Annotated in this window: 8 protein-coding genes and 2 rRNA genes (1 of these 10 cut by a window edge); all 10 read left to right on the forward strand. The window is 30.5% G+C overall.

Annotated elements, in window-relative coordinates; all coding sequences use genetic code 11:
• A 23S ribosomal RNA gene (locus tag psyc5s11_RS03890) occupies positions 1-2,879 on the forward strand; it begins 33 nt to the left of the window's first position.
• Positions 2,880-3,014: 135 nt separating this feature from the next.
• Positions 3,015-3,131 (forward strand): 5S ribosomal RNA (rrf, locus tag psyc5s11_RS03895).
• 908 nt (positions 3,132-4,039) lie between these two features.
• The gene (locus psyc5s11_RS03900) at positions 4,040-4,210 is read left to right on the forward strand and encodes a hypothetical protein (protein ID WP_224036325.1); all 171 of its coding nucleotides are present in this window, start codon (positions 4,040-4,042) and stop codon (positions 4,208-4,210) included.
• Between the two features lie 462 nt (positions 4,211-4,672).
• A complete protein-coding gene (locus psyc5s11_RS03905; RefSeq protein ID WP_224036326.1) occupies positions 4,673-5,686 on the forward strand; it encodes a hypothetical protein in 1,014 nt (337 codons plus the stop codon).
• Between the two features lie 272 nt (positions 5,687-5,958).
• Complete coding sequence (locus psyc5s11_RS03910) at positions 5,959-6,144, forward strand: alpha/beta-type small acid-soluble spore protein (protein WP_224036327.1); 186 nt, start codon at positions 5,959-5,961, stop codon at positions 6,142-6,144.
• A gap of 193 nt (positions 6,145-6,337) precedes the next feature.
• Complete coding sequence (locus psyc5s11_RS03915) at positions 6,338-7,468, forward strand: metallophosphoesterase family protein (protein ID WP_224036328.1); 1,131 nt, start codon at positions 6,338-6,340, stop codon at positions 7,466-7,468.
• On the forward strand, positions 7,461-10,205 hold the full coding sequence (locus psyc5s11_RS03920; protein ID WP_224036329.1) for an AAA family ATPase: 2,745 nt from the start codon (positions 7,461-7,463) through the stop codon (positions 10,203-10,205). Before psyc5s11_RS03915 ends, psyc5s11_RS03920 begins: the two co-directional genes overlap by 8 nt.
• Positions 10,206-10,331: 126 nt before the next feature.
• On the forward strand, positions 10,332-11,228 hold the full coding sequence (locus tag psyc5s11_RS03925; protein ID WP_224036330.1) for a metal ABC transporter substrate-binding protein: 897 nt from the start codon (positions 10,332-10,334) through the stop codon (positions 11,226-11,228).
• A gap of 462 nt (positions 11,229-11,690) precedes the next feature.
• Positions 11,691-12,044 carry a response regulator gene (locus psyc5s11_RS03930; protein ID WP_224036331.1) on the forward strand — a complete coding sequence of 118 codons (354 nt, stop codon included), beginning with the start codon at positions 11,691-11,693 and terminating at the stop codon, positions 12,042-12,044.
• A gap of 26 nt (positions 12,045-12,070) precedes the next feature.
• Positions 12,071-14,155 (forward strand): chemotaxis protein CheA, encoded by a 2,085-nt coding sequence (locus tag psyc5s11_RS03935; RefSeq protein ID WP_224036332.1) that lies wholly within the window; start codon positions 12,071-12,073, stop codon positions 14,153-14,155.
• Positions 14,156-14,175 lie beyond the last annotated feature (20 nt).

Consider the following 14,175-nt stretch of genomic DNA (forward strand, 5'->3'; position numbering starts at 1 on the left):
TGGCATCAGGAGCCGATGAAGGACGCGATAAGCTGCGATAAGCTTCGGGTAGACGCACATAGTCAGAGATCCGAAGATTTCCGAATGAGGAAACTCACATGGGAAACCCCATGTATCGTAAAGTGAATAAATAGCTTTATGAAGGTAAACCCAGGGAACTGAAACATCTAAGTACCTGGAGGAAGAGAAAGAAAAATCGATTTTCTTAGTAGCGGCGAGCGAAAAGGAAAGAGCCCAAACCAGAAATTTATTTCTGGGGTTGCGGACAGAACATAACGAGAAATCATGGTTAATCGAACACAACTGGAAAGTTGGACCGTAGGGGGTAATAGTCCCGTAGATGAAAATTATGATAATCAGTTCTGCACCAGAGTACCACGAGACACGTGAAACCTTGTGGGAAGCAGGGAGGACCACCTCCCAAGGCTAAATACTACCTGATGACCGATAGTGAAGAAGTACCGTGAGGGAAAGGTGAAAAGAACCCCGGGAGGGGAGTGAAATAGAACCTGAAACCATATGCCTACAACCGATCATAGCACCTTATGTGTGTGATGATGTGCTTTTTGTAGAACGAGCCAACGAGTTACGGTATGTAGCGAGGTTAAGTACTTAAGGTACGGAGCCGAAGGGAAACCAAGTCTTAATAGGGCGACTAGTTGCATGCTGTAGACCCGAAACCGGGTGACCTATCCATGGCCAGGTTGAAGCGAGGGTAAAACCTCGTGGAGGACCGAACCACGTTGCTGTTGAAAAAGCATGGGATGAGCTGTGGATAGCGGAGAAATTCCAATCGAACTCGGATATAGCTGGTTCTCCTCGAAATAGCTTTAGGGCTAGCGTCGGAAAATGTGAGTAGTGGAGGTAGAGCACTGAATAGGCTAGGGGGCATAGCGCTTACCGAACCTTATCAAACTCCGAATGCCATATACTATCAGTCCGGCAGTCAGACTGTGAAAGATAAGTTCCATGGTCAAAAGGGAAACAGCCCAGATCGTCAGCTAAGGTCCCAAAGTGTAAGTTAAGTGGAAAAGGATGTGGGATTTCTAAGACAACTAGGATGTTGGCTTAGAAGCAGCCACTCATTAAAAGAGTGCGTAATAGCTCACTAGTCAAGAGATCCTGCGCCGAAAATGTCCGGGGCTCAAACTTACCACCGAAGCTACGGGTTTACAATTTATTGTAAGCGGTAGAGGAGCGTCGTAATCGGGCTGAAGTCGTACCGTAAGGAGCGGTGGACTGATTACGAGTGAGAATGTTGGCATTAGTAGCGAGATGTAAGTGAGAATCTTACAGGCCGAATATCTAAGGTTTCCTGAGTAAAGTTTGTCTTCTCAGGGTTAGTCGGGACCTAAGGCGAGGCCGAAAGGCGTAGTCGATGGACAATTGGTTGATATTCCAATACCACTATTATCGTTATTATCGATGGTGTGACGGAGAAGGATAGGATGTGCTAGCTATTGGATGCTAGTCTAAGCGTTTAGGGAGTTGGGATTGGCAAATCCGTTCCAACAATTCTGAGGCGTGATGGGGAAGGTTCTACGGAACCGAAGTATCTGATTCCATGCTTCCAAGAAAAGCATCTAGAAAGAGAAGTAGTGCCCGTACCGCAAACCGACACAGGTAGATGAGGAGAGAATCCTAAGGCCGACGGAAGAATTGCAGTTAAGGAACTAGGCAAATTGACCCCGTAACTTCGGGAGAAGGGGTGCCTGAGAAATCAGGCCGCAGAGAATAGGCACAAGCAACTGTTTAACAAAAACACAGGTCTCTGCTAAAGCGTAAGCTGATGTATAGGGGCTGACGCCTGCCCGGTGCTGGAAGGTTAAGGGGAATGCTTAGCACGTAAGTGCGAAGGTGTGAACTTAAGCCCCAGTAAACGGCGGCCGTAACTATAACGGTCCTAAGGTAGCGAAATTCCTTGTCAGGTAAGTTCTGACCCGCACGAATGGCGTAATGACTTGTGCACTGTCTCAACTGCAAATCCGGCGAAGTTGTAGTGCGAGTGAAGATGCTCGCTACCCGCGATTGGACGGAAAGACCCCGTAGAGCTTTACTGTAGCTTAGCATTGAATTTCGGTATTGTCTGTACAGGATAGGTGGGAGACTGGGAAATCAGAGCGTTAGCTTTGGTGGAGTCGTTGTTGGGATACCACCCTGATAGTATTGAAGTTCTAACTGGATGCCATGAAACTGGTGACAGGACATTGTTAGGTGGGCAGTTTGACTGGGGCGGTCGCCTCCTAAAATGTAACGGAGGCGCCCAAAGGTTCCCTCAGAACGGTCGGAAATCGTTCGTAGAGTGCAAAGGCATAAGGGAGCCTGACTGCGAGACCTACAAGTCGAGCAGGGACGAAAGTCGGGCTTAGTGATCCGGTGGTACCTCGTGGGAGGGCCATCGCTCAACGGATAAAAGCTACCTCGGGGATAACAGGCTGATCTCCCCCAAGAGTTCACATCGACGGGGAGGTTTGGCACCTCGATGTCGGCTCGTCGCATCCTGGGGCTGAAGTAGGTCCCAAGGGTTGGGCTGTTCGCCCATTAAAGCGGCACGCGAGCTGGGTTCAGAACGTCGTGAGACAGTTCGGTCCCTATCCGTCGCGGGCGTAGGAAATTTGAGAGGAGCTGTCCTTAGTACGAGAGGACCGGGATGGACTGACCTATGGTGTACCAGTTGTTTCGCCAGAAGCATAGCTGGGTAGCTAAGTCGGGAATGGATAAACGCTGAAAGCATCTAAGTGTGAAGCCAACCTCAAGATGAGATTTCCCATAGCGTAAGCTAGTAAGACCCCTTGAAGACTACAAGGTTGATAGGTCAGAGGTGTAAGTATGGTAACATATTTAGCTGACTGATACTAATAGGTCGAGGGCTTGACCAATTATTTAATCAAGTTGTAAAATATACATTAATTCTATATGCAATTTTGAAAGAACAATTCTTTCAGAGGAAAACAAATTCTAACGAATTTGGATAAGTTCGTCTAACTAAATCATAGATTTAGAGACTCACTTAATCTCGTGACGATGGCATAGAGGTAACACTCCTTCCCATTCCGAACAGGACAGTTAAGGTCTATAGCGCCGATGGTACTGCACGGGTGACTGTGTGGCAGAGTAGGACGTTGCGAGGTAAATAAAAAAGATAGTTATAATAGCTATCTTTTTTTGTTGTATATATGTTGTGAAAATAATTCTTCATATAAAATTGAAGAAATTCTGTAAGAAAAAGTGAGATTCACGAAAGTGATGCTCCAAAGAGTGAATGTCCCAATTTTATATTTTGAAACATGAATTTTCTCCTTGGAGCGTTCATATTTGGTTAGCAGAACTTTATCTTTGAACTTCAGCTATAATTGATCACAGACTACCCATAAAGGGCATCAATTGTACAGTGTAAGTTTTTAAGAGCAACATGTATAAATAAAATCATTACACATTCAATTTTATTAGAAATTATCAAAATCAAGAATCTTTTTAAAAGTAGATAGGATTTTATTGAATCAGCAATAATGAATGCAGTTTATATAATAATAGATAGTAAAGCATGATTTAAATATTAATATGTTAGTTTATTATCATTTAATATATGAATTAGGAAAAAACAAACTTTTGATTTTATGCAAAAAATAGTATAATATAATAATAGAGAACTTTAGTATGACCAAAACAAAAATCCTAGAATATATGTTTTAGGGCTATTGGAATAAATTTATAAAAGATGAATTTTAACACTTAAGCACTGCTCGACATAGTGCTTTTTTATTTTGAATTTTATATTAATTTAGTAAAATTAGATTTTTGAGAAGAGATAGATTGTTTTAAGATTAATTTTAGGGAAAAATAAACTTTTTATTATCATTTCTAGATAACATATATCATAATGCTCATTATGATTATTATCACCAATAGAACAAAATACACAGCAGATATGAGAAATACAATGTATATAAAATACAAGCCTCGCGTGACTTATCTACTAATTTCTAGATTTATATTTTTGGCTTTAAAGTTAATAAAAATAACTGGAGGCATGGAATAAATGGGAAAATTAATAAAAATAAATATGTATGCAGATAAAAAGAAATGCAAGAATAAACCAATAAATATTAGCATATTAGAAAAAAACTTTGCTACATATGAAAAATGGTTAGAAAAAACTAATAGAGAAGATGGTATTGAAAATTATAAAAAGTTTTTAATGATTGGATAATATTGCAGTTACACAATATATCAATGAAAATCTCATAAAGACGGAGAAGCTTCAAATGATGGAGATTCTCCGTCTCTTATTTTGATTATAATAATGTTAGGCACAATCAATAATTATATGCATTACTATAGTAGTTGTTTACTATTAGCAGGATATATTAGAGAAAATAAAAAACATTAATATATATTTAATTTATAAATAATATCTTTAGGTTTATATGTAATATCTTTTAAAATAAAAAAAATTACAGTATATAAGAAATAATATGTAAAAATTTTATAATTATTTTATTTAAACGTTATGATTTATTGATTTAATAAAATATCACAATGAATTTAAGATTATAATGTGAAAAAATATGTCATTTGATGTCTAATGGTAGTGTATTCCATTGAAATTAATTCAATATTCGTATAGTATAATCATATTATGGTAATAATACATTACGAGGTGGAATACGATATGAATAAATTAGTTTTACTAAGTGAAGTAAGAAAAGGAAAAAATAAATTATTAGAATTTAATAAAATTAAAAGTGAAGAAGAAGAGTCTACGAAATCATATGCTACTTTTAAAGAAAAATTTAACTTTTTTCAAAATCAAGATAGTATTTTAGATTTAAATGATAAAAAGAATAATTATACTAAATATGAAAAAAGATTAAAGGGAATTATGAAAAGAATTTTCTTATTAGATAATAAGAGTCTATTAATAGAGTTTTTAAATTCAATATATAATGATGAATTAAGTGTAAATACTAAAATTGAATATATAAAAAATAAAGATATTATCAATAAAAATGAAATGAAAATTTTAAAAGGATCCAATTATGATGTTAGAATTTTAGCAGAAGATGATTATAGAAAGTTCGAATATGAAATACAATTTGAAACTAAGGATGATCAAAATACAGCTATAATAATAACAAAAATAAATTTTACAAATGATTATAGCAATATTATAAACCTTAATAATAAGAAAAGAGAATATGAAAATAATAATGAACTTAATTTAGAAAAAGGCTCAAAAGATAACTCAAATAGATTTTTAATAATGCTTAATTCAAATATTGAAGTTCCAGATGTATATGAATTTAAAACAGATATTGAAGGCGAAAATATAGATAATAAGATTAATATAATGAAAAGTTGGAAATATGATTTTAAACAACTAGTTGAAAAAAATATATATCTATTATTTCCAATGAAAGCATTAGATCTCAGGACAAGATTATTAAGTATAGGGCAAGATGCTGGGTCTAAAGATTTAATTAATGATGAAATAGTTAGATTTTTTAAAGATATGAACAGGTATCTAAGTAGAGTTAAAGACGAAGATATAATTACAGATAAAGATATTAATGAATTAAACTTAATAGCTATTGATTTATTAACTCATTTTAGTAAGGAGAAAAATAACATTTGTGTAGATATAAAGAGAGATTTAGAAGCTACTTTAAAATATATTGTTGTATAGTAATCTACAATGGATAATGTAGAATTGACAATGAAGGATAGAAATCCGCTTAAGGGAGATTTTTCAAAATATATATTTAAAGAAAACTGTGGTTTTCATTATTAATTGTTCATTGTAATTGTCAATCGAAAAATATAAGGATAAATTTTGAATTTATTCATCACATTTACAAGGATAAAAAATGATCCAAGGGTTAAAATACTATTATCGGCAGGGGAAATTGAAAAGTTTTTTCTACTGATAAATACCAAATTAACCGAGGAGGGATTTATATGTCAAATGGTAGTTCATTAGTTCCAGAAGCAAGGCAAGGCTTAGCTACATTCAAGAACGAAGTGGCTCAAGAACTAGGTGTTCCATTTAAAGAATATAATGGAGACTTAAGTTCAAGACAATGTGGTTCAGTAGGCGGGGAAATGGTAAAAAGAATGGTAGAGGAATATGAGCATAGAATATAACAAGAATCATATGGTTCTAAATTACATTCGAATGAAGATATGTTAGAAATAGCATAATCATATTCTAAAATGAGAGATACATTACAAAGATGTAATGTATCTCTTGTTTTTTTGTTTTATTTTGGACTCTTTATTGATTTCGTGATAAAATTAGAACAAAGGTTCGCAATAAAAATTGATGATAGGTGATTATATGAAAAAGATTAAAATTTTACATACAGCAGATATACATTTTGATACTCCATTTAGTGGAATGACACCAAAAGAAGCTTTAAAGAGCAAAGAAGAATTGAAACAAGTTTTTGAAAAAATAATAGAAATGACTTTGGAAAAAGAAATAGATATTCTTTTAATTGCAGGTGATATATTTGATAATCTATCTGTAAATAAAACTACTCTTCATTTTATTAAAAATTGTTTTGAAACGATAAGTAAAGTAAATGTGTTTATAAGTCCAGGGAATCATGATCCATTTAACGAAAAATCTTTTTATAGTATTGTAAAGTGGTCTAGTAATGTTCATGTATTTAAAGGTAACATGGAAAATGTTATTTTGGAAAATATAAATACTGTAGTTTGGGGTGTTGGATTTAATAGTTCTCATGTTAATAAATCATTATTAAAAGATGTTAAAAGAGTAGATGGATATAATAACATAATGGTTCTTCATGGTGAAATCACGACTGCCAAAGAAGGAAATGATTATAATCCTATTACTGAAGAAGATATAGCTAAAAGTGATATGGATTATATAGCACTAGGACATAGACATAAGTTCTCAGCGGTTAAAAAGATAGATAATACTTATTATAGCTATAGTGGTTGTCCTCAAGGTAGAGGGTTCGATGAACTTGAAGATAAGGGAATAGTTTTAATTGAACTTAAAGACAAATTTGTAGAAAGTAAGTTTATTAGAACATCAATTAGAAATTATTATGAAAAAGAAATTAATATTCAAGGGTGTTTTGGATATAATGAAGTGAAAAGCAAGATTATTAATGAAATTCAAGTGATAGATAGGAAAAGTAATTTATATAAGATAATTTTAATAGGAGAAGTATGTGAAGAATTTACATTAAATGAAGAATTTTTAAAAGAACTACTCAAGGATGAATTTTATTTTGTAAAAGTCATAGATAAGAGTGAAATTAAATTAGATATAAATGAATTAATTAAGGGATATTCTTTAAAAAGTATATTTGCTAAAAAGATATATGAAAGATTGCAAAATGCAGAAACAGAAGAGGAAAGAGAAATTATAAATCTAGCACTAAAAATAGGACTTCAAAGTATTACAGGTGAAGAGGTAAAGATTTATGAATGACACATTAATTAAAAAGGTTAATATTGAATTCTTTGCTGGACTTAAGGGCAAGAGTTTAGATTTCACAAAGGGGTTTAATCTAATTTATGGGAAAAATGAACAAGGGAAAAGCTCCATAGAAAATTTCATTAAAATATGGCTATATGGAATTGACAGTTCAAGAGGAAAGGTTAATGAGAGAAAAAAATATTTGCCTTTAACTGGTGAAAAGATTTCTGGTGAATTGATAATAGAATATAAAGGAAAAGATTATATTATAAAACGAAGTTTTGGAACAACTAAAAAGGATGATACTTGTGTAATTTTAGATGAAATAACTGGTGAAGTTATAGAAATCGAGCATAATAATGAACCGGGTAAATATTTTTTTGATATAAATTTAGCTACTTTTGTGAAAACTTTGTTTATAAGTCAGTTAGGGGTTATGGTTTCAAAGGATAAAGAAGAAGAAATAATGGAGAAAATAACTAACATATATAATACTGGAGATGAGAATACTTCTGTAAGTAAGGTTATTGAAAAGTTAGAAAAAAGGAAGAAGCAATTAGTAGCCATTAGAAAAGGTGGAGAACTTGATTTATTAAAAGAAGGCCACAATTCCCTTAAAACAGAATTATGGGAAGCTTATAAATTAGCAGAAGAAAATGTTGATAATGAAGAAAATTTATTGAGAAAGAAACAATATAAAGTAAACATAAAAGAACAAATTCAAAAATTAGATTTATATAAAAAATATATTAAGAAGGTAAAAATTCAAAAAGATTATAAAGAAATAAGTAATTACTTAATAAAAGGAGAAGATCTTAAAAGAAAACAAGAAGCTATAAGTGAAGAACTAAAAAAAGGCGATGATTATATAACCTTTGAGTTCTTAGATGAAATTAATGAAAAATGTTCTAGGTATTTAAGTTTATTAGATGTAAAACAAGAAAAACTAAATAAGCTTTATGAGCTGCAAGATGAATTAAAAGAAAAGAATGAAAACATGAAAAATTATAGTGTGTTTTCATCAATGGGAAATAATTTTAAAGAAAAGATATACACCTTAAAAGTTGATGTAAAGAATATGGAAGAAAAGCTTAGTGATATTGTTAATATTCAAAATTCAATTTCTAGATTAAAAATGGATATAAGTAAAGAAGCTAAGGGCACTTGTAATTTAGAATTTATAGAAAAACACAGAGATGAAATAGAAGAATTACTTAATTTTTATAAAGAAGGACTAAAGGAATTAAAATATAAAATAGAAAGCCAAGGTTATAGCAAACCAGAATGCGACCTAAAGAATTCTCATAAAAAAACAAAATTTGTTTATTTAATAGGAATCATTAGTGTTTGTATATTTGTTTATGCAATAATAAATCAAATAATTCCTGTTGTTATAGCATGTATTCCTTTATTTATTATATTAATTAGATTGTATTTGAGATATTCTGTAGCAATAAGGAATATTGATTTTATAAAAAAGAACAATCAATCAATTAAAAATCTAAAAGAGAGAATTACAGAATATGAGAACAAGTTAAATTTGTATATTAATGAAACCAAAGCTTCAACCTATGAAGAGTTTATAAATAAACTCACTAAATATGATAAGTATAAAAATTATAAAGATAGTATAAGTTTAGTTATTAAAAACAAGGAAGATGAGATTAACAAATATGATATTACTGAACTAAAATCAAATTATAATAGAAACAAAGGAGTAATAGCTTCTTTATATAGTGTGTTATCATGCACGTCATTAGATGAGGTATTAGAGCAAGTAGAGTTTTATGAAGAATTGAAGACAAATACAAATAGACGTGAATACGAAGTTAATGGAATTAAGCAAGAAATAGAAAATATTAATGAGCAATTAGTTGATAAAGAAGATGAGATAAGAAAAAAAGTTTCTATGCTTGGATTACAAGAAGTAGAAATAGTGGATTTGCATATTAAGTTAAAAGAATATAAAGATAAAATGAATAAGATGAAAGAAATTAAAAATGCACTTGAAAATGTAGAAGAAACTTATAAGGTTTTACTAAAAGATAGGAATATAGATGAAATAAAAGAAGAAATGAGACAAATAATAAGCCAGGATATAAATTATTCTTATGAGTCAGAGGAAGAAATAGATGTTGAAATTAGAAAACAATCAAATGAATTATTAAAGATTGAAAAAGAAATAAAAGACTTAGAGCATCTTATAGAAAAGAGATATTTGGGAAAAAGAGAAATTCCAGAAATAGAAGAAGAAATATTAATCAATAATGAAAAAATCATAAAGCTAGATAAGGAATATAAATCACTAGAACTCGCAAGTGAAATACTTAAAGAATCCTTTGATGAAATTAGAAAAAATGTAGGTCCAGATTTGAATGAAAAAGTTGTAAAAAAATTTAATTTATTAACAGATGGTGGTTACGCCGAAGCTAAGATATCAGAAGATTATAAGCTTAAGGTAAGGAATAATGGGGTATTATTTGATGGAGAAATATTAAGCAATGGAGCTAAAGATCAATTATATTTAGCGTTAAGACTTTCTTTTATAAATATGCTATTTAAAAATAAAGAGGTTCCTCTATTTTTAGATGATGCTTTTGTTCAATATGATGATGAAAGAAGAAAAAAAGCGTTGGAACTTTTAATTAAGGAAGATTTTTCACAAATAATATTCTTTACTTGCCAAGAGATAGAGAAGGTAATATTAGATAATGCGTCTTATGAATATAACTTAATTACTTTACATTAGGCACAATCAAAAATTACCAGGATTCTAAATTACATACTTATGCCTGCCTTGACATATTTGCACTTTAACAGTAATATTATTAACAGAGTTGCAAATGCAAATCAGATGCAAAAACGGAGGTATAATATGAAAAAGAAAATTATTTCAGGAGCTTTAGCAGTGTTAATGGGGGTTATGTTAATAGGGTGCAATGCTAAGACTGAAACTACAACAAAAAGTGCAAATGATGATAAATTAAACATTATTGTTTCAATATATCCATTAAAAGAATTTGCTGATAAAATTGGTGGGGATAAAGTAGTGGTTACTTGTTTAGTACCAGAAAATATGGAGCCACATGATTATGAACCTAAAACTAAAGATTTTGAAACATTAACTAAGAGTAAGGTTTTCATTTATAATGGATTAGGTATGGAAAGTTGGGTAGATCAAGTTAATGAAACTATTAAAGACAAGGGTGTAACTATTGTGGATTCAAGTACTGGCGTTGATGTTAGAAAAGAAGAAAATGCTATTGATCCTCATATTTGGTTAAGTTTAAAAAGTGCACAGATACAATCTGAAAATATAAAAAATACACTTGTTAAACTAGATGAGAAGAATAAAGATTATTATGAAGAAAATTATAAGAAGTTTAAAGAAGAATTAGAAAATTTATATAATGAATATAAACCTAAATTTGATAGATTAAATAAAAAGAATTTTATAACAGGTCATGCTGCTTTTGGATATTTATGTAGAGATTTTGGATTAACACAAAAATCAGTAGAGAATTTATTTGCAGAAGGAGAGCCAACACCAAAGCAATTAGAAGATTTAATTAATTTCTGTAAGGAAAACAACATAAAGACTATTTTTTCTGAAGCATTATCAAGTCCTAAAGTTTCAGAAACTTTAGCAAAAGAAGTTGGGGCAAAAGTTGTGCCAATATTAACATTAGAATCTAAAGAAGAAGGTAAGGATTATATACAAGTTATGAGATATAACTTAGATGAAATATATAGCTGCTTATCAAAAGAATAACAAATAATAATGATAGGATATAAATAGAGCTGGAATGTATACAAAATAATTTTTGTATACATTCCAGCTCTTTTCTTAAATTCATAATAATGTAAAGTGTATGGATAATTATATAAAAACAATACAACTCCAATAATATGAAAAGTAGATTATTAATATTAAAAATAATGCTCATATATAAAAGATAAATTGCAAGTAAAAGATTCGATTATCAGATATATTTTAGGACAAACAAAAATAATATTAATAAATATTTATGTTAAATTTAGTGAAATTCAGCTGATTTTTTACAAGGAATTAAACTAAACAATGTTAAATTATGGCATATTATGTTAAGTTAATGCTGATATTGTTAACTTTATCTAAAGATTATATCAATGAGTATTAGGCGCTGATATAATCTAGATAAAAAATGGAGATTAAGGGATATTATTAATTAACATTAATAGGGGAGGCTCTTGTATGAAAAAGGTACTTGTAGTTGATGATGCTGCGTTTATGAGGCTAACGTTAAAAACAATGCTTGAAAAAAACGGGTTTCAAGTTGTAGGTGAAGCAGAAAATGGGCGTAGAGCTACTGAAATGTATAAAATGTTAAATCCTGATATTGTAACAATGGATATAACAATGCCTGATATGGATGGATTAGAAGCTTTAGGTGAAATAATTAAATTTGATTCTAAAGCAAAAATAATTATGCTAAGTGCTATGGGGCAAGAAGTGAAAATTAAAGAAGCAGTTGTTATGGGAGCTAAAGGTTTTATAGTAAAACCATTTAAAGAGGATTATCTTTTAAAAACATTGAGTCAATTTTAGCATTTATCATTAGAGAGAGGTAAAGTATGAAAAATAAAGAACCGATGCTCGAGATGTTTATCTTTGAAACATTTGAAATGATAGAACAACTTCAAAAACTTATAATTGATAGCGAAAAAATTAAAAAATTTGAAGCAGATAGCATAAATGAAATATTTAGAATAATGCATACTATCAAAGGTTCTTCTGGAATGATGATGTTTGCGAATATTGCTAATATTTCACATACAATTGAAGATTTATTTTATTTTATTAGAGAGTCAAAACCAGAAAAGATTGATTATTTAATTCTTACAGATTTAGTCCTTGAAGGAAGCGATCTTATAAGGGGAGAGACGGAAAAAATAAATAATGATAAAGTGGCAGATGGGGACTTTACTTTATTTGTAAATAGAGTACATGAATTTTTAGAGATTTTAAAAGTAACTAACATAACATCAGAGGCGTTAGAAAATTATGAAACAGGAGAAATTTTAGAAAATAATAAAGTGAAAAGTACAGATGAAGAGAATGAAGACGCAGATCAAGAAAAAATAGAAGAACTTAAATCTTTTAATAATGATGATAGTAATATAAACCTTAATTTATTTCGTGCTGTATTGTCTTTTGAAGAAGACTGCGAAATGGAGAATATAAGATGTCTTACTGTTATTCACAGACTTAAAGAAGTAGCAGAAGTTTCATATTTTTATCCTGAAGATATTAATGAAAACAATGATGCTTGTGAAATTATAAAAAATAAAGGTTTTAAAATATTTTTAAAAACTGATTATACCATAGAAGAAATCAAAAAAATTTTTATGGAAACAGTATTTTTAAGTAAAGTTGATATTAAGCAATTTGATAATGAAAATAAGTTTAATAAAAAAATTAGAAAGCAAGATGAAAAATCAGAAGAAATTAATGAGATAAAAAATAATGAAAAAACTAAAACTAGTAATAAACAAAATTTAATCAGTGTTGATGTTAATAAGTTGGATATGCTTATGAATTTAGTTGGAGAATTAGTTATTTCAGAAGCTATGGTAACTAAAAATTCAGAACTTTCAGGATTACAATTAGATAGTTTTAATAAGGCAGCTAGACAACATAGAAAGAGACTTTCGGACCTTCAAGATGTTGTCATGTCTATAAGAATGGTATCCCTTGGACCAACACTAAACAAGATGAACAGAATAATTAGAGACATGTGCAAAAAACTAAATAAAGAAGTAGAACTTGAAATAATTGGACAAGACACGGAAGTTGATAAAAATATTATAGAACATATAGGTGACCCGTTAATGCACATAATAAGAAACTCTATGGATCATGGTATAGAAACAGAGGAAGAAAGAACAGAGGCGGGTAAGCCTTCAAATGGGAAAATAACAATTGAAGCTAAAAATACTGGTGGAGAAGTTTGGATTATTGTAAAAGATGATGGAAAGGGTCTTAATAAAGATAAAATACTGAATAAAGCAATAAATCATGGTTTAGTAAAATCTAATGTAAATGAGTTAACAGATAAAGAAATCTATTCTATGATATTTTTGCCTGGATTTTCAACAAATGAGAATGTTACAGAATTTTCAGGACGTGGAGTTGGAATGGATGTAGTTATAAAGGAAATTGAAAAAATCAGAGGTACTGTAACAGTTGACAGTATAGAAGGAAAGGAAACAACGACTTCAATGAAAATTCCATTAACCCTTGCAATTATTGATGGGATGACAATAAAAGTTGGAAAATCAACATTTACAATTCCAGTTACATCTATTAGGCAATCTTTCATAATTAAAAAAGAAGATATTATTAAAGATCTTGATAACAAAGATATGATACTTATAAGAGGTGAATGTTATTCTATTCTAAAGCTTCACGAACTCTATAATATAAAAACAGAGATAGTAAGTATTGAAGATGGAATTGTAATTATGGTTGAGGATCAAGGCAAAACTAAATGCATTTTTGCAGATAAGCTTGTTGGAGAGCAACAAGTAGTGATTAAAGCGCTTCCAGAATATATTAAAAAGGTAGAGGGTGTAATTGGTTGTTCATTACTTGGAGATGCGACTATAAGCTTAATACTTGATATATCAGAGATTGTTAACTTAAATGGTGACCATTAAGAGTAAGTGGTGCATCTTGT

The sequence above is a fragment of the Clostridium gelidum genome, assembly GCF_019977655.1.
In the GTDB taxonomy this organism is placed as follows: domain Bacteria; phylum Bacillota; class Clostridia; order Clostridiales; family Clostridiaceae; genus Clostridium; species Clostridium gelidum.